Origin of the sequence: Catellatospora methionotrophica (genome assembly GCF_011297335.1) — a bacterium.
In the GTDB taxonomy this organism is placed as follows: domain Bacteria; phylum Actinomycetota; class Actinomycetes; order Mycobacteriales; family Micromonosporaceae; genus Catellatospora; species Catellatospora methionotrophica.
On record NZ_JAAOTJ010000035.1, the window covers coordinates 14095 to 36797 of the forward strand.

The 22703-nt window shown below is 72.1% G+C and carries 13 protein-coding genes; 8 read left to right on the forward strand and 5 right to left on the reverse strand.

Translation table 11 applies throughout. The features are described 5' to 3' along the window. Positions 1-10: 10 nt before the first annotated feature. From HAV40_RS38205 to HAV40_RS36235, 5 genes are read left to right on the forward strand one after another with little or no spacing between them, the layout of a single operon-like run. Entirely contained in the window at positions 11-1705 is a 1695-nt protein-coding gene (locus tag HAV40_RS38205) for an acyclic terpene utilization AtuA family protein (protein WP_203671503.1), read from the forward strand. Then, positions 1702-3297 carry an acyl-CoA carboxylase subunit beta gene (locus HAV40_RS36220; RefSeq protein WP_203671501.1) on the forward strand — a complete coding sequence of 532 codons (1596 nt, stop codon included), beginning with the start codon at positions 1702-1704 and terminating at the stop codon, positions 3295-3297. The genes HAV40_RS38205 and HAV40_RS36220 overlap by 4 nt, the downstream gene beginning before the upstream one ends. A gap of 4 nt (positions 3298-3301) precedes the next feature. Then, entirely contained in the window at positions 3302-5281 is a 1980-nt protein-coding gene (locus HAV40_RS36225; RefSeq protein WP_166388827.1) for an acetyl/propionyl/methylcrotonyl-CoA carboxylase subunit alpha, read from the forward strand. Next, on the forward strand, positions 5278-6432 hold the full coding sequence (locus HAV40_RS36230; RefSeq protein ID WP_166388809.1) for an acyl-CoA dehydrogenase family protein: 1155 nt from the start codon (positions 5278-5280) through the stop codon (positions 6430-6432). Before HAV40_RS36225 ends, HAV40_RS36230 begins: the two co-directional genes overlap by 4 nt. A 20-nt stretch (positions 6433-6452) precedes the next feature. Next, positions 6453-7064, forward strand: coding sequence for a TetR/AcrR family transcriptional regulator (locus HAV40_RS36235; protein ID WP_166388828.1), 612 nt, complete (start codon positions 6453-6455; stop codon positions 7062-7064). Positions 7065-7099: 35 nt separating this feature from the next. On the opposite strand, the gene HAV40_RS36240 is transcribed toward HAV40_RS36235, so the two are convergent. From HAV40_RS36240 to HAV40_RS36260, 5 genes are all read right to left on the reverse strand, one after another. Further along, positions 7100-7648 carry a DUF1440 domain-containing protein gene (locus tag HAV40_RS36240; protein WP_166388829.1) on the reverse strand — a complete coding sequence of 183 codons (549 nt, stop codon included), beginning with the start codon at positions 7646-7648 and terminating at the stop codon, positions 7100-7102. Between the two features lie 59 nt (positions 7649-7707). Continuing rightward, complete coding sequence (locus HAV40_RS36245) at positions 7708-9741, reverse strand: vWA domain-containing protein (protein ID WP_166388830.1); 2034 nt, start codon at positions 9739-9741, stop codon at positions 7708-7710. A gap of 148 nt (positions 9742-9889) precedes the next feature. Then, positions 9890-10936, reverse strand: coding sequence for a hypothetical protein (locus tag HAV40_RS36250; protein ID WP_203671498.1), 1047 nt, complete (start codon positions 10934-10936; stop codon positions 9890-9892). Between the two features lie 211 nt (positions 10937-11147). Next, positions 11148-12467, reverse strand: a complete 1320-nt coding sequence (locus tag HAV40_RS36255) for an alpha-lytic protease prodomain-containing protein (RefSeq protein WP_239086430.1) — start codon at positions 12465-12467, stop codon at positions 11148-11150. A gap of 150 nt (positions 12468-12617) precedes the next feature. Further along, positions 12618-15275 carry a ricin-type beta-trefoil lectin domain protein gene (locus HAV40_RS36260; protein ID WP_166388831.1) on the reverse strand — a complete coding sequence of 886 codons (2658 nt, stop codon included), beginning with the start codon at positions 15273-15275 and terminating at the stop codon, positions 12618-12620. A gap of 462 nt (positions 15276-15737) precedes the next feature. Between HAV40_RS36260 and HAV40_RS36265 the strand changes: the two genes are divergently transcribed. From HAV40_RS36265 to HAV40_RS36275, 3 genes are all read left to right on the forward strand, one after another. After that, positions 15738-19736 carry a choice-of-anchor A family protein gene (locus HAV40_RS36265; RefSeq protein WP_166388832.1) on the forward strand — a complete coding sequence of 1333 codons (3999 nt, stop codon included), beginning with the start codon at positions 15738-15740 and terminating at the stop codon, positions 19734-19736. A gap of 129 nt (positions 19737-19865) precedes the next feature. Beyond that, positions 19866-20237, forward strand: a complete 372-nt coding sequence (locus tag HAV40_RS36270; protein WP_166388833.1) for a hypothetical protein — start codon at positions 19866-19868, stop codon at positions 20235-20237. A gap of 114 nt (positions 20238-20351) precedes the next feature. Then, on the forward strand, positions 20352-22700 hold the full coding sequence (locus HAV40_RS36275; protein WP_166388834.1) for an ATP-binding protein: 2349 nt from the start codon (positions 20352-20354) through the stop codon (positions 22698-22700). The last annotated feature ends 3 nt before the right edge of the window (positions 22701-22703 follow it).

Genomic DNA, 22703 nt, shown 5'->3' on the forward strand with positions numbered 1-22703 from the left:
AGGCGCGGGCATGAGCGCGCCGCTGCGGATCGCGAACATGTCCGGGTTCTACGGCGACCGGGCCTCGGCGATGCGGGAGATGCTCGAAGGCGGCCCGGTCGACGTGCTGACCGGCGACTACCTCGCCGAGCTGACCATGCTCATCCTGGCCCGGGACCGGATGAAGGACCCGTCCACCGGCTACGCCAAGACGTTCCTGCGGCAGCTGGAGCAGTGCCTCGGCACCGCGCTGGACCGGGGCGTCCGGATCGTCACTAACGCGGGCGGGCTCAACCCGGCGGGGCTCGCGCAGGCGCTCGGCGCGCTGGCCGGGCGGCTCGGGCTGAGCCCGCGTATCGCGTACGTGACCGGGGACGACCTGCTCGCCCGCGCCGACGAGCTGGGCCTCGGCACACCGCTGGCGGCGAACGCGTACCTCGGGGCATGGGGCATCGCGCACGCGCTGCGGGAGGGGGCCGACCTCGTGGTGACCGGGCGGGTAACCGACGCGTCGCTGGTCGTCGGACCCGCCGCCGCCCACTTCGGCTGGGCGCGCGACGACTTCGACGCCCTCGCCGGGGCCGTCGCCGCCGGGCACGTGATCGAGTGCGGGGCGCAGGCCACCGGCGGCAACTACGCGTTCTTCACCGAGCACGCCATCGGCCTGCCCGGATTCCCGATCGCCGAGGTGTACGCCGACGGCGGCAGCGTCATCACCAAACACCCCGGCACCGGTGGCGTCGTGAACGTCGGCACGGTCACCGCCCAGCTGCTGTACGAGGTGGACGGTCCGCGCTACCTCGGCCCCGACGTCGTCACCCGACTCGACACCGTCGCGCTCGCCGACGACGGGCCCGACCGGGTGCGCATCAGCGGGGTACGCGGTGAAGCGCCGCCGCCGACGCTGAAGGTCGGGCTGAACTCCCTCGGCGGGTTCCGCAACGACGTGACGTTCCTGATCACCGGCCTCGACGTCGCGGCGAAGGCCGCGCTGGCCCGCGAGCAGCTCGATGCCTCGCTGAAGCGGCGCCCGCCCGCCGAGCTGGTGTGGCGGCTGGCCCGCACCGACCATCCCGACGCCGACGGGCAGGAGGAGGCCAGCGCGCTGCTGCACGCCACCGTCAAGGACACCGACCCGGCTGTGGCCGGGCGCGCGTTCAGCGGGGCCGCCGTCGAGCTGGCCCTGTCCAGCTATCCCGGCTTCACGCTGCTCGCCCCGCCCGGCGAGGCGACCCCGTTCGGGGTGTTCACCGCGGCGGCCGTCAAAGCCGAACTGGTCCCGCACACGGTGGTGCTGCCCGACGGCACCGAGCATGCCGTCGAGCCGTTCAGCGGGCGAGACGAGGGCGTGCAGCCACTGCACGACACGGTTCCGGCGTGGACCGGGAGCGGGCCGACGCGGCGTGGGCCGCTGGGGCTGGTCGTCGGGGCGCGCAGCGGGGACAAGGGCGGCAGCGCCAACATCGGGGTATGGGCGCGCGGCGACGCGGCGTACGCGTGGCTGGCGGCGACGCTGACCGTGGACACGCTGGTGGAGCTGCTGCCCGAGGCGGCCGGCTTGCCGGTCGTCCGGCACGTGCTGCCGAACCTGCGGGCGCTGAACTTCACCGTCGACGGGCTGCTCGGCGACGGCGTCTCGGCGGGCACCCGGTTCGACCCGCAGGGCAAGGGGCTGGGCGAGTGGCTGCGCTCGCGGTATGTCGACATCCCGGAGGAACTGCTGTGATCCTGAGATCCACCCTGGACACCGGAGCGTCGGCGTACGCGGGCAACCGGGACGCGCTGCTGGACAAGCTCGCCGTGCTCGATGCCGAGCACGCCAAGGCGCTGGGCGGGGGCGGGGCCAAGTACGTCAAGCGGCATCACGACCGGGGCAAGCTGCTGCCCCGCGAGCGGATCGAGCTGCTGGTGGACCGGGACTCGCCGCTGCTGGAGCTGTCCGCGCTGGCGGCGTACGGCACGGACTACCCGGTCGGGGCGAGTGTGGTCACCGCGATCGGGGTCGTCGCGAACACCGAATGCATGATCATCGCGAATGATCCGACGGTGCGCGGGGGCGCGTCCAATCCGTACACCTTGCGCAAGACCCTGCGCGCGATGGACATCGCGCGCCAGAACCGGCTGCCGCTGGTGAACCTGGTCGAGTCGGGCGGGGCCGACCTGCAGAGCCAGAAGGACATCTTCATCCCCGGCGGCCGGCTGTTCCGCGACCTGACCAGGCTGTCCGCGGCGGGCATCCCGACCGTGACGCTGGTGTTCGGCAACTCCACCGCGGGCGGGGCGTACGTGCCGGGCATGAGCGACCACGTCGTCATGATCAAAGAGCGGTCGCAGGTGTTCCTGGCCGGGCCGCCGCTGGTCAAGATGGCCACCGGCGAGGACGCCGACGAGGAGTCGCTGGGCGGTGCGGCCATGCACGCCCGCGTCTCGGGCCTGGCCGACTACCTGGCCGACGACGAGGTGCAGGCCATCGGCATGGGGCGGCGCATCGTCGCGTCGCTGCGCTGGCGCAAGCTCGGCGCGGCCCCGTCGCCGCACGCCGCCGAGCCGCTGTTCGACGCCGAGGAGCTGCTCGGCATCGTGCCGCCGGACCTGCGCACCCCGTTCGACCCGCGCGAGGTGATCGCCCGCGTCGCCGACGGCTCCGACTTCGAGGAGTTCAAGCCGGAGTACGGGGCGAGCCTGGCCACCGGCTGGGCCAGCGTGCACGGGTTCCCGGTCGGCATCCTGGCCAACGCGCGCGGTGTGCTGTTCAGCGCCGAGTCGCAGAAGGCAGCCCAGTTCATCCAGCTCGCCAACCAGACCCGCACCCCGCTGCTGTTCCTGCACAACACGACCGGCTACATGGTCGGCAAGGACTACGAGCAGGGCGGCATCATCAAACACGGCGCGATGATGATCAACGCGGTGTCCAACAGCACGGTGCCGCACATCTCGGTGCTGATCGGGGCGTCCTACGGCGCGGGGCACTACGGCATGTGCGGGCGGGCGTACGACCCGCGCTTCCTGTTCGCGTGGCCGTCGTCGAAGTCGGCCGTGATGGGCGGCGCGCAGCTCGCGGGCGTGCTGTCGATCGTCGCGCGGCAGTCCGCCGCCGCGGCCGGGCGGCCCTACGACGAGGATGCCGACCAGGTCGTACGCACCATGGTCGAGAACCAGATAGAGGCCGAGTCGCTGCCCATGGTCCTGTCCGGGCTCGGCTACGACGACGGCGTCATCGACCCCCGCGACACCCGCACGGTGCTCGGTCTGTGCCTGAGCGCGGTCCAATCGGCACCCGACCCCGGCCCGGGTCCCTACGGCGTCTTCCGGATGTGAACAGATGATCTCCCGACTGCTGGTCGCCAACCGGGGCGAGATCGCCCGCCGCGTGTTCCGCACCTGCCGCGAACGCGGCATCACCACCGTCGCCGTGTACTCCGACGCCGACGCCCGAGCCCTGCACACCACCGAAGCCGACATCGCGGTACGCCTGCCCGGCGTCACCGCCGCCGACACCTACCTGCGCGCCGACCTCATCATCGAGGCCGCGCTCGCGGCGGGCGCGGACGCGGTGCACCCCGGCTACGGCTTCCTGTCCGAGAACGCCGCGTTCGCCCAGGCCGTCATCGACGCCGGGCTGACCTGGGTCGGGCCGTCGCCGGACGCCATCGACGCGATGGGCTCGAAGATCGCGTCGAAGAAGCTGATGGCCGCGGCGTCCGTGCCCGTGCTGCCCGAACTCGACCCGGCGACCGTCACCGAGGCCGACCTGCCCGTGCTGATCAAGACGTCGGCGGGCGGCGGCGGCCGGGGCATGCGCGTCGTGCGGACCCTCGCCGAGCTGCCCGACCAGGTCGAGGCCGCCCGCGCCGAGGCGGCCGCCGCGTTCGGCGACCCGACCGTGTTCTGCGAGCCGTACCTGGCCACCGGGCGGCACATCGAGGTCCAGGTCATGGCCGACACCCACGGCACCATCTGGGCTCTCGGCGAGCGCGAATGCTCGATCCAGCGCCGCCACCAGAAGGTCGTCGAGGAGGCCCCGTCGCCGATGGTCGACCCGGCGATGCGCGACCGCCTGCACACCGCGGCCACCGCGGCGGCGGCGGCGATCGCCTACCGGGGCGCGGGCACCGTCGAGTTCCTGGCCGCCGACGACGGCTCCTTCCACTTCCTGGAGATGAACACCCGCCTCCAGGTCGAACACCCCGTCACCGAACTCGTCACCGGCCTCGACCTGGTCGCCCTCCAGCTCGACATCGCCGAAGGCGCCGCCCTCCCGACCACCCCGCCCCCCGTCCACGGCCACGCCATCGAGGTCCGCCTCTACGCCGAAGACCCCGCCCACACCTGGCGCCCCCAGACCGGCCCTCTCCACACGTTCACCCTCCCCACCACGACGTCAGAGTTCGGCGCGGCCGTGCCGGGGCAAGGCGCGGTCGTGGTGCGGCTCGACAGTGGGTTCGCCGGTGGGGACGTGGTCACGCCGTATTACGACCCGATGCTGGCGAAGGTGATCGTGTGGGGGCCGACGCGGGGGCAGGCGGCGCGGGCGCTGGCCGCGGCGCTGGTGCAGGCGCGGATCCATGGGCTGGTCACGAATCGGGATCTGCTGGTCAACGTGTTGCGGCATCCGGCGTTCCTGGCGGGGCGGATCAACACCGCGTTCTTCGAGCAGCACGGGCTGGACATGCTGGCCCGGCCGCTGGCCGACGAGGACGCGCAGGGGCTTTCGGCGATCGCGGCGGCGCTGGCCGCGTCGGCCGCCGAGCGCGCGGATGCGACCGTCGTGACCGGACTGCCGAGCGGGTGGCGCAATGTCGCCTCCGCGCCGCAGACCCGCGCCTACCAGGCCGCGTCCGGGCGGATCGACGTCGGCTACCGGCGCACCCGGGACGGTTTCCTGATCGAGGGGGAGCCCGGACTGGTCGTCGGTGAGGTCACGGCGACACGGGTGGAGCTGGGTCGCGGCAACGTGCGGCACGCGTTCACGGTCGCGGCGTACCCGGACCTGGTCTGTGTCGACTCGGTGCTCGGGCCGGTCAGCCTGCGGCCGGTCGAGCGCTTCCCGGAGGCCGAGGTCCAGGTCGCCAGCGGGTCGCTGCTCGCGCCGCTGCCCGGAGCCGTCATCCGCGTCGCCGTCGCCGAGGGCGAGCAGGTCACCGCCGGACAGCCGCTGCTGTGGCTGGAGGCCATGAAGATGCAGCACGAGATCACCGCCCCGACCGACGGCACCGTCACCCACCTGCCCGTGGCCGTCGGCCACCAGGTCGAGGTCGGCGCGGTGCTCGCGGTCGTCACCCCGCCGGAGGCCCGACCGTGATCCTTGAGAGCGACGAGCGCCAGGCCCTGCGCCGCGCCGTGTCCGACCTGGCCGGAAAGTACGGCCACGACTACTACCTGCGCTGCACCCGCGCGGGGGAGAAGACCACCGAGCTGTGGCAGGAGGCCGGCCGCCTGGGCTACCTGGGCGTACACGTGCCCGAGGAGTACGGCGGCGGTGGTGGCGGCATCGGCGACCTGGCCGCGGTATGCGAGGAACTGGGCGCGGCCGGGTGCCCGCTGCTGATGATGGTCGTCTCCCCGGCCATCTGCGCCACGGTGATCTCCCGCTTCGGCACCCCGGAGCAGAAGCAGCGCTGGCTGCCCGGCCTGGCCGACGGGACGAAGATCTTCGCGTTCGCGATCACCGAACCCGACGCCGGATCGAACTCGCACAAGCTCACCACCACCGCGACCCGCGACGGCGACGGCTGGCTGCTGACCGGCCGCAAGACCTACATCTCGGGCATCGACGAGGCCGAGGCGGTGCTGGTCGTAGGGCGTACCGCCGACGAGCGCACCGGGCGGCTCAAGCCGGTGCTGTTCGTGGTGCCGACCGACGCGCCCGGCTTCACCGCCCAGCACATCCCGACGGAGCTCGTCGCGCCGGAGAAGCAGTACAACCTGTTCCTCGACGACGTACGGCTGCCCGGCGACGCGCTGGTCGGCAGCGCCGACGCGGGGCTGCTGCAGCTGTTCGCCGGCCTGAACCCGGAGCGCATCATGGCCTCGGCGTTCGCGCTGGGCATGGCCCGGTACGCGCTGGCACGGGCCGTCGAGTACGCCAAGACCCGCGACGTGTGGGGGCAGCCGATCGGCGCGCACCAGGCCATCAGCCACCCGCTCGCGGCCTGCCACATCGAGGTCGAGCTGGCCCGGCTGATGACCCGCGAGGCGGCCCACCTCTACGACAGCGGCGACGACCAGGCGGCGGGCGAGGCGGCGAACATGGCCAAGTACGCGGCCGGGGAGGCCACCGTGAAGACGGTCGACCAGGCCGTCCAGACCCACGGCGGCAACGGCCTGGCCACCGAGTACGGCCTGGCCACGCTGCTGGTCGCGTCGCGGCTCGGGCGGATCGCCCCGGTCAGCCGCGAGATGATCCTCAACTTCGTCGCCCAGCACAGCCTGGGCCTGCCCCGGTCCTACTGAGCCCAGGTAGCGTGATCGCCGTGCCGACCACCCCCGCCCGTGAACCGCAGCAGGACCGCAGCCGTGCCACCCGGCAGCGGCTGCTGGAAGCCTCGGTGCAGGCCATGGCGGACCTGGGGTGGTCCGGCACGACGGTCGCGGTCGTCGCCGAGCGGGCGGGCGTGTCGCGCGGCGCCGCCCAGCACCACTTCCCGACCCGGGAGGACCTGGTCACGGGCCTGATCGAGTACATGACCGAGGTGCGGGCCACCGAGATCGAGACGGCCGTCGCCGGGCTGCGCAGCGGGCCGCGCCGCACCGAGCAGGTGCTCGTCGTGCTCGTCGGCCTGTATCGCGGGCCGCTGTTCCGGGCCGCGCTGCACGTGTGGACGGCGGCGGCGGTCGACGCGTCGCTGCGCGCGCAGGTGCGCCCGCTGGAGGCGGCGCTCGGCCGCACCGCGCACGGCATGGCCGTCGAGCTGCTGCGCGTCGACGAGCAGACCCCCGGCGCCCGCGAGACCGTGCAGGCGACCCTGGACCTGGCTCGCGGCCTCGGCCTGGGCGAGCTGCTGCACGACGACACCGCCCGCCGCGCCCGCGTGCTGCGCCAGTGGGCCGCGACCCTGGACACGGTCCTGCCACCGACCTCCTGACGTCTATCGCACCGCACTCCCGGCGCGGACCGTGGTCAGCGGCGTTCGCGGGCCGCACCCGACCACCATCTGGTGATCAGCCAGAACGCTGTGCCGGTGCCCAGGCCGTAGACCAGGTGCCCGGTCAGGTCGGTCGCGAGCGTCTTCGCGTCGTACTCCCAGATCGGCTTGTACAGCCCGGCCAGCGGCAGCACGGCGTAGTCGCTGCCCCACACGGCCGCGCCGAACGGCAGCCCGTACAGCGGGCGCGGGTCGTGCAGCGAACCGGCCGCGATGCCGTACAGCGCGCCCCAGCTCGATCCGTAACCCCAGTGCGCGGCGGTGCTGGCCGGGAAAGCCCAGCGGTCGGACAGTTCGCGCTGGGTGAAGCCCTCGGCGACGCGTTTGACGACCTGCCCGGGGTCGGGCGCCTGCGCCCAGTCCTCGACCGGCGCGAACTCCCAGCCCAGCGGGCTGTCCCCACCCCCGGACCGGCGGTAGGCCAGGTAGCGGAACGCGTCCATGCAGACGGTGCCCACGACCCCGGCCAGCAGCCCCGCCACCAGCGCGGCGACGGGGGTCAGCGAGTGTTCCCGGCTGCGCATGCCCGGCTCCCGTCCCGGCGGCCGACCTCCCCTGCCGTCGAGTATGCCGGGTGCCCGGCTCAGAAGTGCCGGAAGACGTCGACGAACACCTTGTTGATGTAGGTGGGGCGGTCCGCCGAGGCGTTGTAGCAGCCGCCCAGGGTCGCCGAGGCGATCTCCACCAGGGCCTGCCGGGCCTCCTTGGCCTCCGGGTCCTCGGACTCGGGTGCGGCGCACTCGGGGTTCGGCGAGTTGTTCAGCCCGTACCCGATGGTGTAGACCGGCACCTTCAGCTCGTTCTGCCGCAGCTCGGTAGCCAGGCCGGCCAGGGCCTTGACCTGCCCGGCGGGGGAGGCGGTGTCCTTGCCGTCGGACAGCACGACCACGGCGTTGACCCAGTCGGCGGTGCGCGGCGTCGACATGCGGGCGACGGCCGTGCGGACGGCGTCGTAGAGCGCGGTGCCGCCATCGGCGACGATGCCGTCGGGCTTGGTGAGCGTGGCGACGAGCCGCTGTTTCACCACCTTGAGCGGGGCTGTCTCCTGCAGGACGGTGTAGGACCGGCCACCGGTCTGGCTGCCCTTGCTGGAGAACACCAGCAGGCCGACCTCGTCGAACGGGTTGAGCTGGTCCAGCGCCGCCACCACGGCGTTCTTGACCAGCGCCAGTTTGGACAGCTCGCCGCTGGGTGGCACGTCGCCCATCGAGCCGGACACGTCAAGCACCAGCAGCACCCGTGCCTTGCGCCGCAGCTTGTCGGTCTGCGCGAGGATCTTCGCCAACGTCGCGCCGTCCGGGGCGGCCATCGCCGGGGGCAGCGCGCCGGTCGGCACGTTCATGACCTGCTGGGCGCGCGGGTCGAGCTGGTCGGTGGCCAGGTCGCGAAAACCGCGGCCGGTGAACGCGGCCTGCTGCTCATCGGCGACCAGGAAGCGCCGGAAGCTCTCGGCGGCCGACTGCGTACGGGTGTCGTCGGACAGCACCAGGTACGGGTGGTCGAGGTCGAGCAGGCCGTCACCGGGCAGGAAGGTGTACAGCGGCTCGTTGAGCCGGTCGGGCACCGACGTGCCGAAGACCTCCCGGTCGCGGCTGTTGTAGAGGTAGACCAGCTCCTCCTGCATGACGATGCCGCTGAGGAACCGCGTCGCGTCGCCGAGCGCGTCGTGGTGGCCCAGGTTGGCCAGCAGGTCCATCACGTCGTGGGTGTAGGTGACGCCGGACTCCAGGCTGCGTACGTAGTTGGTCACCTTCTCGTCGGCGACGGCCCGCCCCATGTCGTGCGAGGCGTTCAGCTCCTGGTTGGCGGCGTAGTACGCGGCGACGGTGGAGCCGAGCCCGGAGGTGGAGTACTTCGGGTTGTCCTTGCCGATGGTGAACGGCTGCCCGGCGGGCAGCCCCGGCCAGGTCAGCCACGGGGCGGGATCGGTGACCAGCGCGCGCAGGTCCTTCCAGTTCATCGGCTTGTCCGGCCAGCCCAGCGCCAGCGCGATCGTCTTCGGCAGCGCGATCACCACGGGGCTGCGCGTGATCGGGGACGGGGCGGGGGCGGGCTTGCCGAGGTGGTCGAAGTACAGCGAGACCCACATGCTCGACGTCGGGGTCCACACGTCGGGCGCGGGCCGGTGCTCGGTGCGTTCGGTGCTGCCCCAGCCCTGGGTCAGGCCTTCCAGGGCGTCGCCGGAGCTGACCGGGGTGACGGTGACCTTCGCGCACACGCCGTCGACGGCTTCGCCGTCGCTGCCGTACGCGGTGGCCAGTTCGCGCAGCAGCTCGTCCTTCTCGGTGGAGGACGCGATGCTCAGTGGCACGACCTGCTGGCAGCCGCCCGGCGGGGCGACGACGACCACGACGAGCACGACCAGACCGACGATCGCGACGGTGGTCAGGGCGACGACGGCGGTTACCCGGTTCGGCGGCCACCAGGCGCGGCGCGGCCCGCGCTGACCGCCACCGCGACCAGGTCGGCCGGGCGCGCCCGGAACAGGCACGGGCTGGTCCGGCGGGGCGCCGGGGCCGGCGCGGCGCGCGCCGAGCAGCACCGCGACCAGGCCGATCAGGGCGGCGACCACCGCGCCGGCGGCACCGATCAGTGCAGCGACGACCGTACTGTCCATGACTCCTCTGCCCACACCGCATCGGACGAACCCATGGAACGGTATCGAACCGTGTCGCGCTGTGACATCGGATGTTCGATTGGTAAAGACGCAAATCGGGCAGAGTCTGGTAACCGACTGCGGATCGGCCGGTACGCGGGAGCCGGGATCAGACGCCCACCGGCGCGTCCGCCGGGGTCGCGGGCACCGGGTCAGGGGTGGGCGTGCGGCGTGACCCGATCCGGCGGGCGATCCACAGGCCGAGCGCGAAGATCGCGGCGAGGATGAACACGCCGACGTACTCGGCGGCGGGCACCCGGGGCAGGGTGGCGAGTTTCGCCATGCCGAGCTGAGAGACCACCAGGCCGACCGAGCCGACGTAGGCCAGGCCGATCAGCCACTTGACCCACCGGGCCAGGCCGAGTCCGTGCATCTGGGTGATCACGAAGATGGTGGCGAAGCCCCAGCCGAACTGGAACCACAGCTGCTTCGGGCTGTTCAGGGCGACGATCGCGCCGTGGAACAGCACCATGACCTCCAGGGTCACCGTCCACCAGCGGTTCACGTGCGCGCGGGTGAGGAACAGGCTGCCCTGCACCAGGATCAGGAACATGTAGAGGAACCCGATCAGGTGCCCGGTCGTGGTCTCCATCGGGTGGTACCAGAACGTGTAGACGGCCGCCCAGGCGAAGTAGTAGCCGTGGTACTTGCGGGCCCAGGCGCGCACACCGACGCCGCCGGGCGTGGGGACCTTTTTGCCGAAGGCCAGCCCGCGCCGGTCGTTCTCCATCAACAGCACCCAGACCAGCAGGATGATGACGGAGAACTGCGACGACCAGATCGACACGTCCTGGGCCAGGGCGTCATACCAGAGCTGGGTCTGCGCGAAGTGCAGCAGGACGAACACCAGGTTGAAGGCCAGCGCGACGGCGTTGACCACGTGCAGGCGGTCGCTGTATCTGCGTACGCGCTGCTGGCCGTACCAGATCAGGGCCCAGAAGCCGACCTGGTGCAGGGCGTACAGCGCCCATACGCCCGCCATGATCATGGTGGACCGTTCGGGGCGCTGCCAGACATACCAGGAGGATCCGGCGTCAGGGAGCAGGTCCGGGCGCACCAGCCAGGTCGCGCTGACCGCGATGAGCCCCGTCATGAGCAGCCCGGCGGCGATCGCGCCGAGCAGCGCCCGGCTCGCCCGCAGGTCGGTCACCTTCATCGCCAACGCCCTCCGTGGTCCGGCAGCCGCGTGTCGCGCGGTTCCGCCAGCCTTCTACCCGCGCGCCCCGAGCGCAATCGTTCCGGTGGGCGAAACGCCGTTTTCCATGAGGATGGCCTGTCTCATCGTATTCCCGCGCCGATGGCGATGAGACAGGGCACCGTCCACAGCAGACCGGGGCGGGCGAGCGGGTGCCCGCCCCGGTAGTCCGTCAGCAGGAGCCGCGGTCGGCCCAGACGGCCCAGGAGCCGGGCGCGTCGGGCACCGCGCCGGTCGACCACCAGGTCGACTCGAAGCGGCGGCCGTTGTGGGCGACGGTCGCACCGGGCGCGTACGCCGTCGTCGCGCTCCAGCCCGGCAGCCCACCGCAGCCCGGCGGCGGACCGGTCGGCCCGGCGGTCGGGCTCGGCGGGTTCGTCGGCGGGGTCCCGCCGCTCACGGTCAGCGTGAGGCCGTAGGCCTGCAGGATCTCGTTGACCGGCTGGAAGTACGTGGTGCCGCCGGAACTGCAGTTGCCCGAGCCGCCGGAGGTCACGCCCTGCGCCTGGTCACCGGCGATCAGCGAGCCGCCCGAGTCGCCGGGCTCGGCGCAGACGTTGGTGCGGATCAGCCCGGTGATGGTGCCCTGCGGGTACGTCACCGAGCTGTTGAGCGCGTTGATCGTGCCGCAGTGCCAGCCGGTCGTGGAACCGGACCGGCACACCGACGCGCCGACCCCGGCGGCCTGCGAACCGGCCACCGGCACGGTGCCCGGATAGCGGTTGACCTGCGCTCGGGGGGTGTTCCCGGCGGCGGTGCGCACCCAGGCGTAGTCGTTGCCGGGGAAGCTCGACCCGGCGAACGTGCCGCTGGGCTGGGTGGTCGTCGCGCCGGTGGTGCCGCAGTGGCCGGCGGTGACGAAGCCGCCTGTCACCGCGAACCCGACCGAGCAGCGCGTGCCGCTGCCGATGTAGTACGCGTTGCCGCCGACGATGTCGATCAGCGGCCGGGGCTGCTCGGTGCTCGCCGCGAACCGCACGACGGCCGGGTCGACGCCGACGGCCGCCGTCCACGCGCGGGCCGCGTCGAGCGCGCCGTCGCGGTAGAGCACGACGACGCGGTTGGTGCGCACGTCCGGATACCAACCCGGCACCTGCTGCGGGGCGTCGGCCGCGCGGCGGTCGAGGCGGGCCGCGCCGTCGGCGAGCCGGGCCTCGCTGTAGGTGACGGTGACCGGGACGGCCCCGGCGGCGCGTACCCGCGAACTGTCGGCGGTCCTGGTCAGGGCCACGGTCAGGGTCGAGGCGTCGTCGTCGAGGTAGGCGCCGCCGAAGCCGTCGCCCAGGGTGCGGCGCAGGTTCTGCTCGGTGCGGGCGAACGCCGCCTCCCGGCCCAGCCGGGCCAGTGCCTGATCAGGACTGACCCGCAGGGTGCGGGCGAGTTCGGTGACCATGCCACGGTCGGCCGCCACGGGCAGCGCGGCGGGAACGGTCGAAGCCGAGTCGGCGGTGGCCGCCGACGTGACGGCCATGGCGGCGGAGAGCGCCGCCACGGCGATCAGAGTAGTGAGAACTCTCGATGTTTTTACCACATGGTGAATCTAGGAAGACCACTGTAAACCTTGTAGTTCCAAACAGGTCATACTCTTTACCGTAGTGAACGGGCGGTGGTGGCGGCGCGGGCAGCGCCGCCACCAGAGGCTCTACTGCTTCAGGAACTGCTGCGCGGGGCTGCCGTTGCAGTCCCACAGCCGCAGGCGCGAGCCGTTGGCGGTGGACCCGTTGGGCGAGTCCAGGCAGCGGCCCGACTGCGGGTTGCGCAGCGAGCCGTCGGCCTGCGGGATCCACTGCTGGGCGCCGCCGCCGTTGCAGTCCCACAACTGGATGAGCGTGCCGTTGGCGGTGCCGTTGCCGGTGGCGTCCATGCAGCGGTTCAGGGTACGCAGGGCCGTGACGTCCCAGGCCCACTTCTGGTCCACGGCGGCGGACTGGCAGTCCCACAACTGGACGGCGGCGCCGTTGACGCCGGTGTCGTCGGCGGCCACGTCGACGCACTTGCCGCCGGGGCCGACGATGCTGCTGGCCGCGGTGGACCCGCCGCCGACCCGGAAGACCTGCGCCACGCTGCCGTTGCAGTCGTAGAGCTGCAGCCGGGTGCCGTTGGCGGTGGAGCCGCCCGTCGCGTCGAGGCAGCGGTTGGACTGCGGGTTGCGCAGCGAGCCGTTGGCCTGCTGCACCCACTGCTGGGCGCCGCCGCCGTTGCAGTCCCACAACTGGACGACGGTGCCGTTGGCGGTGCCGTTGCCGGTGGCGTCCATGCACCGGCCCAGGGTGCGCAGCGTGCTGCCGTTCCAGGTCCAGCGCTGGTCGCCGGAGGCCGCCTGGCAGTCCCAGAGCTGCACGGCCGCGCCGTTGCCGCCCGTGTCGTCGGCCGCCACGTCGACGCACTTGCCGCCGGGGCCGCTGATGCGCTGGCCGGGCGGCGGGCTGGTGTTGAGCGCCTTGGACGCGGCGATGATGGCCTGGTTCGCCGCGCGCACGCGGGCCGCGTCGAACTTCAGCACCTGCCGGTCGTACGTCCAGAACCCGTTGACCTCGCCCTCGACGTCGAACGGCTGCGTGTAGACCAGGCCGGACAGGCCCCGCGTGTACATCAGGTTCGTCGACGAGTTGATCAGGCCCACGAACCGGTCCGTGATGGACTGCGTACTGGTGTGCATCTCGTACGCCCCGAAGTTGCCGTTGGGGCTGTACTCGTGGCCGGGGCTGCGCAGGCCCATGCCGCCGTACTCGCCGAGCATGGCGACGCGGGTCGGCGTCGGGGCGGGCGAGTCGGGGCCGACGTACACGTGCCAGTCCATGATGTCGCCGTTGCCGGGGTCGCCTTTGGAGTTGCAGCAGTTGTAGCCGCTGTGCGGGTTGACCAGGCGGGTCGGGTCCTGGTTCTTGACGTTCTGCGCGATCCGGGACGTGTCGGCGAGGTTCCACTCGCCCCAGCCCTCGTTGAACGGCACGTACACCACGACAGCGGGCGACGAGCGGTGCTCGTCGACGACCTCGCGCAGTTCGGTCTCCCACTGGGCCTGCTGCGCGGCGTTGCCGGGGTCGCCCTTGCTCGGCATGTCCTGCCAGACCAGCAGGCCGAGGCGGTCGGCGTGGTAGAACCAGCGCTGCGGTTCGACCTTGATGTGTTTGCGGACCATGTTGAAGCCCAGGTCCTTGATCTTCTGCAGGTCGCCGGCCAGCGCCGCGTCGGTCGGCGCGGTGTACAGGCCGTCGGGCCAGAAGCCCTGGTCGAGGGTGCCGTTGTGCATGACGAACTGGCCGTTCAGAGTCGGCATCAGCTTGCCGTTGAGCATGGCCTTGCCGACCTCGCGCATGCCGAAGTAGTGCATGGTCTGGTCGACGGTCGTGCCCGCGCTGTTGCGCAGTGACAGCCGCAGGTTGTAGAGGAACGGGTCGTCGGGCGACCAGCGCCGCGCGCTGGGCACCGGCACTGTGAACTCGGTGAAGCCGCCGGTCGCGGTGCCGACGACGGTGCTGCCGTTGAGGGCTTCGGCGTACACGGAGTGCCCGGTCACGTCCCCGCGGGTGAACACGCGGATGCGCAGGGTGTTGCTGGCCAGGTTGGCGTACAGGTCGGCGCTGTAGATCGACGACGTCGGCGTCGGCTCCATCCAGACCGTCTGCCAGATGCCCGAGGTGGGGATGTAGAAGATGCCGCCGGGGTTGCGGACCTGCTTGCCACGGGCCGGGTTGGTGCCCTCGGCACCGGAGTCGGTCGGGTCGAAGACCCGCACGACCAGCTCGTTGGTCCCGCCGTTGAGCTGCGCCGTGACGTCGAACTCGAACCGGTCGTAGCCACCGGTGTGGGTGCCGACCTGGACGCCGTTGACCCATACCGTGGTGCGCCAGTCGACCGCGCCGAAGTGCAGCTGCACCCGGCGTCCCGCCCAGGCGGCCGGGACGGTGAACGTACGCCGGTAGGTCAGGTAGTAGCGGTTGTCGTTGGGGGCGCGCTTGATGCCCGACAGCGCCGACTCGACCGGGAACGGCACGTTGACCCGCTCGGGCAGGTTCTGGCCGAACACGGGTGCGCCGTTGGTGGTGGACTGGCCCAGCTGCCACTCGCCGTTGAGGTTCAGCCAGTCGGGGCGGGTCATCTGTGGGCGCGGATACTCCGGCAGCGGGGTGCCGTTGAGCGCCTGGCTGGTCCACGGGGTGGTCAGCGGGGACGGCTGCGCGGGGGCGGCCGTTGCCGGAGCCGTGGCGGCGGCGAGTCCGCCGAGGACGGTGAGGACGCCGAGGGCGCCGTGCAGGACGGCTTTCAGCAGGCGCCGTCGATGACGTGCTGGGTGCATGGGGTCTCCCAGGATCGTTACCGGGCCTGACGAGGCGTCACCGAAAGCCTCGCCGTGGTCGGGGAAGGCGGCGGCGAAAGTCCGTAGTGGAGTGACGCCGTCGCAGAGCTCACCGGCTCTATAACGTTATTTGCAGCTAATTGATACTCGTATAGATATACGACTGTCAAGGTCTGGGCATCGCCGGGAAGCACCCTGGGCGGCGGCTCGGCGCTGCGATCAGGGGCGCGGCGCGCAGGATGGCACGCCGACATCGCCAGCCGGCGGTCTGGCGGGTGCCGACCGGCAGCGGGGTACCAAAATGAGACATTAGCGCTGTAACATCGCTGCTACTCACAAATGAGGATAATCGCCCACTCATGGCCTAACGGCCTATATATCTCAGACATGCAGATAACTCGGATGCGCGGCATAGTCGCCGCCACCGCATTGCTGAGCGCGACAGCCTCCGCGATGCTAGTCATGATCCCAGCGGCGTCGGCCGCCGCCGTGAGCCCGTCCGCGCCGACCGCCGCGGCGCTCGGATTCAACGTGTTCACGCGGGGCAACACCACCCTCACCAGCAACGAGAGTGAAGGGCCGGTGGCGATCGGCGGAAACCTGACCATCGGCGGCAACTACCAGGTCGGCGGCGCGACGGCCGGCACCTTCACGGTCGCGGGCGACGCCCGCCCCAGCGCCCTGGTCATCGGCGGCGCGGTCAACTTCGCCGGCAGCGCGCCCGCCGTCGTTCAGGTGCAGAGCCAGGGGTATGCGAAGGTGGGTGACCTGAGCAACGCCGACGTCCGCGACACCGACGACAACCACGCGTCGGTGAACACGCGCATCGTGGCCGACGGGGCGTCCTACGATTCCCAGCCCCGGGTGCAGCTCAACGTCCAGCAGCCGGTCGCCTCCGTCGGCCCGGCCACCCCCATCGACTTCGCCACCGCGTTCCAGGACTTCCGCAGCTCCGCGACCGACCTGGCGACCTGCGACAACACCGTCACCCTCACCGACGCCCAGGGCGTCCCACTGCCCGCGAACCTGCCGCCCGGCACCAACGCCTTCATCACCCTCGCCCCGAACGTCACCAACGTTCTCAACATCTCGGCCGCCAACCTGGCCAACATCGCCACCCTCACGTACCAGAACCAGCCGACCGCCACCTCACCCCTGCTGATCAACGTGAACACCGGCGGCGTCGGCAACGTCTTCAACTGGACCGTGCCCACCCAGGCGGGCGTCAGCGGCGGCAACGCCCCGTTCATCCTGTGGAACTTCCCGACCGTGACCACGCTGACCCTGGCGCAGAACGGCGCGACGCTGGAGGGCACGCTGTACGCCCCCAACGCCGGCCTCACCGACCTGAGCTCCTCGAACATCGAGGGCCAGGTCATCGTCGACACCCTCGTGCACGGCACCGCCGCCAACAACGGCGGCGAGATGCACCACTTCCCGTTCACCGCGACCCTGTCGTGCGCCGGAGTTCCCACGCCGGACCTGACCACCAGCGCGTCCAGCAACGTCACGCTGGGCGGACAGGTCAGCGACACGGCCACGCTGGCCGGTGGCGAGGACCCGACCGGCATGATCATGTTCAACCTGTACGGCCCGGACGACGCCACCTGCGCGGGTCCCGCGGTGTTCACCAGCTCGGTCACCGTGGACGGCGACGGGGTCTACCCGTCGGACGACTTCACCCCGACGGCGACCGGCGTCTACCGGTGGATCGCCAGCTACAGCGGTGACGCCAACAACGCGGGCGTGTCCACGCTCTGCAACGACGCGAACGAGTCGGTCGTGGTCGGCCCGGCGGTGGTGACCCCGGCGCTGACCACCGACGCCTCCGACGGCGTCACCCTCGGCGGGCAGGTCAGCGACACGGCGACCCTGACCGGCGGCCAGAACCCGACCGGCACGATCACCTTCAGCCTGTACGGCCCGGACAGCGCCGCCTGCCTGGGCACGCCGGTGTTCAGCTCGGCCGCACCGGTCTCCGGCAACGGCAACTACGCCTCGCAGCAGTTCACGCCCACCCAGACGGGCACCTACCGGTGGGTCGCCAGCTACAGCGGCGACGCCGGCAACGCGCCCGTGACCACGGCCTGCCTCGACCCGAACGAGTCCGTGGCGGTCGCCGCGGTCGCGCCGACGCTGACCACCGACGCCTCCGACAACATCACGCTCGGCGGGCAGGTCAACGACGTCGCGACGCTCGCCGGCGGCAGCGCGCCGACCGGTTCGATCACGTTCAACCTGTACGGCCCGGACAACGCGACGTGCACCGGCACGCCGGTGTTCACCTCGACGGTGCCCGTGTCCGGCAACGGCTCCTACCCGTCGGCGCAGTTCACGCCGACCCAGGCGGGCACCTACCGGTGGACCGCCGGCTACAGCGGCGACGCCAACAACGCTGCCGCGACGACCTCCTGCAACGATCCGAACGAGTCCGTGGTCGTGAGCCAGGGCCAGGTCACGCCGACGCTGTCGACGGACGCCTCCGACGACGTCACGCTCGGCGGGCAGGTCAGCGACACGGCCACGCTGGCCGGTGGCAACGCGCCGACGGGTTCGATCACGTTCAACCTGTACGGCCCGAACGACGCGACCTGCTCCAACGACCCGGTGTTCACGGCGACGGTGCCGGTGACCGGCAACGCCGCCTACCCGTCGGGCCCGTTCACCCCGACGCAGACCGGCACCTACCGGTGGATCGCGAGCTACAGCGGTGACGCGGGCAACGCCGCGGTGACCATGGAGTGCAACGACGCGAACGAGTCCGTGGTCGTCAACCCGGCCGTGGTGACCCCGACGCTGTCGACCGACGCCTCCGGCAACGTGCCGCTGGGCGGGCAGGTCAACGACGTCGCGACCCTGGCCGGTGGCCAGAACCCGACCGGCACGATCACCTTCAGCCTGTACGGCCCGGAGAACGCGACCTGCGCCGGCCTGCCGGTGTTCACCTCGACGGTGCCCGTGTCCGGCAACGGCGACTACCCGTCGGAGCAGTTCACGCCGCCGCTGCTGGGCACGTACCGGTGGATCGCGAGCTACAGCGGCGACGCCGGCAACGCGGCGGTGGCCGGGGCGTGCAACGACGACAACGAGTCGGTCACCGTCCTGCGGGGCTCGATCACGCCGACCCTGACCACCGACGCCTCCGACGACGTCACGCTCGGCGGCCAGGTCAGTGACACGGCCACGCTGGCCGGTGGCAACGCGCCGACCGGCACGATCACGTTCAACCTGTACGGCCCGAACGACGCCACGTGCTCCAACGACCCGGTCTTCACCGCTTCGGTGCCGGTGAACGGCAACGCGGCCTACCCGTCGGGTCCGTTCACGCCGACGCAGGCGGGCACCTACCGCTGGATCGCGAGCTACAGCGGCGACGGCAACAACGGCGCGGTGGCCATGGAGTGCAACGACCCGGGTGAGTCCGTGGTCGTCAACCCGGCGGTCGTCACGCCGACCCTGTCGACCGACGCCTCCGACGACGTCACGCTCGGCGGCCAGGTCAGTGACACCGCGACCCTGGCCGGTGGCAACGCGCCGACGGGTTCGATCACGTTCAACCTGTACGGCCCGAACGACGCGACCTGCTCCAACGACCCGGTGTTCACGGCGACGGTGCCGGTGACCGGCAACGCCGCCTACCCGTCGGGCCCGTTCACCCCGACGCAGACCGGCACCTACCGGTGGATCGCGAGTTACACCGGCGACGGCAACAACAACGCCGTGGCCATGGAGTGCAACGACGCGAACGAGTCCGTGGTCGTCAACCCGGCCGTGGTGACCCCGACGCTGTCGACCGACGCCTCGGACGACATCACGCTCGGCGGCCAGATCAACGACGTCGCGACGCTGCGCGGCGGCCAGAGCCCGACCGGTTCGATCACGTTCAACCTGTACGGTCCGAACGACGCTACCTGCGGCGACGACCCGGTGTTCACCTCGACGGTGCCGGTCACCGGCAACGGCGTCTACCCGTCGCAGCAGTTCACGCCGACCCTGGCCGGCACCTACCGGTGGGTGGCGAGCTACAGCGGCGACGCGAACAACGCCGCGGTCGGCGACGAGTGCAACGCCCCGGGCGAGTCCGTGGTCGTCACCGCGGGCCAGGGGACGCCGACGCTGACCACGCGGGCCTCGCGGGACACCTACGTCGGCAAGGAGATCTACGACACGGCCACGCTGGCCGGTGGCAACGCGCCGACCGGCACGATCACGTTCCGCCTGTACGGCCCCGGCGACGCGACCTGCTCGCGCCGACCGGTGTTCACGACCACCGTCGACGTCTCCGGCAACGGTGACTACCGCTCCGACGCCTTCCGGGCCAAGAAGCCGGGCACCTACCAGTGGGTGGCCAGCTACAGCGGCGACGACGCCAACCAGGCCGTGCAGACCAGCTGCGGCGACCCGGCCGAGCAGGTCGTGGTCAAGAAGAAGGGACCGTATGGCGGCAAGCCCCGGCCCTGACCGGGAGCCTGACGCCTAGGTGATCCAGGACGGTGCACGTCGGCCCCACGGCCGGCGTGCATCGCCCGTTGTCCGGCGGTTCGGCGTGGTTCCCAGCGTCTGCCCAGCGTGGCTGGCTACCGTGGGCGGATGGATGAGAACCGTGCTCGGCGCGTGGTGGACCGGCTGCGGGACCGCGGGGTGCCCGCGCACCTGTCGCTCGGTGGCGGGGACCGCAAGGTCGGCGTCCGGATAGCGCTGCCGGACGGCCGCGAGGCGCTCTGGGACACCGACGGCACCGCCGGGCTGGAGGCGCAGGTCCTGCGCGACGGGATGCTGGTCGGGTTCGTCCCGCACATCACCGGCTCGGAGGACTTCAGCGAGGAGCAGGTCATCGACGCCATCGCGCGCACCGACTACGACCAGCCGATCGCTCGCCAGCGGGCGGTGGCTCCGCCGCCCGCGCCCGGGCTGCCGATGGAGGGCGGCTTCTTCCGCCGCCTGCGCGACGGCTTCCGCTGACATCGGCGGCGATCCGCGACAGATTGTCGGCAATGTGACAAAGTTCGATAATCGTTTCGCCTCCCCGATGCCGCCTCCCTAGGCTGATGACAGTCATCGATCTGGGGGAGTGCGATGTCTGTCCCGGGCGGAGCCGCCCAGCAACTGCTGGCCAGGCTCTGCGGCGACCTGCGCCAGCTGCGTGCCGAAGCCGGGGGCCCGAGCCTGCGGGTGCTCGCGGCGGAGGTGGGGCTCGGCAAGAGCCAGCTCGGCGCGATCCTCAACGGCCGGGTCGAGCGCCTGCCCGAGTGGCGGGTGGTGCGGGCCGTGGCGGCGCACTGCCACGCGTACGCCAGGGAGCAGGGGCGGTCGGCCACCCTGTCGGCCAGGTTCGGCGTCGAGGAGTACTGGCGTCGCCGGCATACCGCGGTGGAGCAGCTACTCAGCGAGTCGCCGCCGGTCGCGCAGACGGCCGAGCCCGAGCCGGAGGCCGAGCAGGAGCCGATGCGCCCGCGCGGGCTGCCGCCCGGCGGCCGTCACTTCATCGGCCGCGAGGCGGAGCTGGCCGCGCTGACGGCGGCCGAGGGCACCGTGATCGTCACCGGCCCGCCCGGCATCGGCAAGACATCGCTGGCCGTGCACTGGGCGCACCGGGCCGCGGACCGCTTCCCCGACGGCCAGCTGTATGTGGACCTGCGCGGATTCGGCCCCTCCGAGGCCGTGCTGACGGCGGACGGGGCGACCCGCGGCTTCCTCGAAGCGCTCGGGGTGGCCCCGGACCGGATCCCGGCCAGCCCGGACGCCCAGCTCGCGCTGTACCGGAGCCTGCTCACCGACCGGCGGGTGCTGGTGGTGCTCGACAACGCCCGCGACACCGAGCAGGTGCGCCCACTGCTGCCGAGCGGGCCGGGCTGCCTGGCGGTGGTGACCAGCCGCAGCCGCCTGGCCGGGGTGGTGGTGGCGCAGGCCGCGCAGGTGCTGCACCTGGACCCGCTCAGCGCGCAGGAGTCGGCGGACCTGCTCGCCGCGCGCATCGGGCAGCAGCGGCTGCGCGCCGAACCCGACGCCGCCGACGGGATCGTGCGCGCCTGTGCCCGGCTGCCGCTGGCGCTGAGCGTCGCGGCCAGCCGGGTCGCGCTGCAGCCCGCGCTGTCGCTGGCGGAGCTGGTGCGGGAACTGTGCGTGGAGCCGGGCGAGCTGGAGGCGCTGCGGACCGGGGACGAGTCCACCGACGTGCGGGCCGTCTTCTCGTGGTCGTATCGGACCCTCGACCCGCACACCGCGCGGCTGCTGCGCCTGCTCGGCCTGACCTCGGGCTGCGACCTGGCTCCCGCGGCGGCGTCGAGTCTGGCCGCGGTGCCGCTGTGCACGACCCGGCGGGCGCTGGCCGAGCTGAGCGACGCGGGGCTGCTCAGCGAGCACCGGCCGGGCCGCTACCTGATGCACGACCTGGTCCGGGCGTACGCGCGGGAACTGGCGCACGACACCGACAGCGCGGCCGAGCGCGAGCAGGCCGTGCGGCGGCTGCTCGACCACTACCTGCACACCGCCCACCGGGCCGCGGTGCTGCTGCACCCGCCGTTCAGTGACATCGCGCCGGACCCGCCGGGCGACGGTGCGACCGCCCTGGACCTCGCCGACGGCGCGGCCGCTCAGGCGTGGTTCGACGCCGAGCACGCCGTGCTGCTCGCCGAGACGTCCCGGGCCTGCGCGAGCGGCTTCGGCCGGCATGCCTGGCAGCTGACGTGGGCCCTGTCCGGCTATCTCGACCGGCGGGCGATGTGGGCGTGCTGGCACGAGGTGCAGGAACTCGTGCTGAGCACGGCGGAGCGCGACGCCGACCTGCCGGGGCAGGCGCACGGGCACCGCGATCTGGCCCGGGTCTTCTCGCGGCTGGGCCGTCACGACGAGTCGCACGGGCGGCTGCGGCGGGCACTGGACGGTTTCACCGCCCTCGGCGACGCCGACGGCCTGGCCCAGACGCACCTGAACCTCGGCCAGACGCTGGAGCGGGCGCAGCGGCACCCGGAGGCCCTGGAGCATTCGCGGCGGGCCCTGGAACTGTTCACCACCTCGGGTAACACGGCCGGCGAGGCGTACAGCCTGAACGCGGTCGGCTGGCAGCTCGGGCTGCTCGGCGACCACGGCCGGGCGGTCGCCTACTGCCGGCGGGCGCTGGAGCGGCTGGAGCAGGTCGCCGATCCGCAGGGCGTCGCCGACACCCTGGACAGCCTCGGCTACGCGTACCACCACCTGGGGGACCTCCCGGCGGCGATAGCGAGTTACGAGCAGGCGCTGGCGATGTTCCGGGCCGACGGCGACCGGTTCGGCGTGGCCTGCACGCTGCAGAACCTCGCCGAGAGCAGGCTGGCCGCGGGCGAGGCCGCCGCCGCGCGGGAGGCGCTGCGGGAGGCGTGGGGGATCCTGGACCGGATCGGGCACGCGAGCGCGGACGCGGTGCGTGCCCGGCTGGACACCGCCTGAGGC

Excerpts from the sequence above, each read along its gene's own strand:
- HAV40_RS38205 (WP_203671503.1), top strand. The coding sequence starts at position 11 with ATGAGCGCGCCGCTGCGGATCGCGAACATGTCCGGGTTCTACGGCGAC.
- HAV40_RS36225 (WP_166388827.1), top strand. The coding sequence starts at position 3,302 with ATGATCTCCCGACTGCTGGTCGCCAACCGGGGCGAGATCGCCCGCCGC.
- HAV40_RS36240 (WP_166388829.1), bottom strand. The coding sequence starts at position 7,648 with ATGCGCAGCCGGGAACACTCGCTGACCCCCGTCGCCGCGCTGGTGGCG.
- HAV40_RS36245 (WP_166388830.1), bottom strand. The coding sequence starts at position 9,741 with ATGGACAGTACGGTCGTCGCTGCACTGATCGGTGCCGCCGGCGCGGTG.
- HAV40_RS36250 (WP_203671498.1), bottom strand. The coding sequence starts at position 10,936 with ATGAAGGTGACCGACCTGCGGGCGAGCCGGGCGCTGCTCGGCGCGATC.
- HAV40_RS36260 (WP_166388831.1), bottom strand. The coding sequence starts at position 15,275 with ATGCACCCAGCACGTCATCGACGGCGCCTGCTGAAAGCCGTCCTGCAC.
- HAV40_RS36265 (WP_166388832.1), top strand. The coding sequence starts at position 15,738 with ATGATCCCAGCGGCGTCGGCCGCCGCCGTGAGCCCGTCCGCGCCGACC.
- HAV40_RS36270 (WP_166388833.1), top strand. The coding sequence starts at position 19,866 with ATGGATGAGAACCGTGCTCGGCGCGTGGTGGACCGGCTGCGGGACCGC.
- HAV40_RS36275 (WP_166388834.1), top strand. The coding sequence starts at position 20,352 with ATGTCTGTCCCGGGCGGAGCCGCCCAGCAACTGCTGGCCAGGCTCTGC.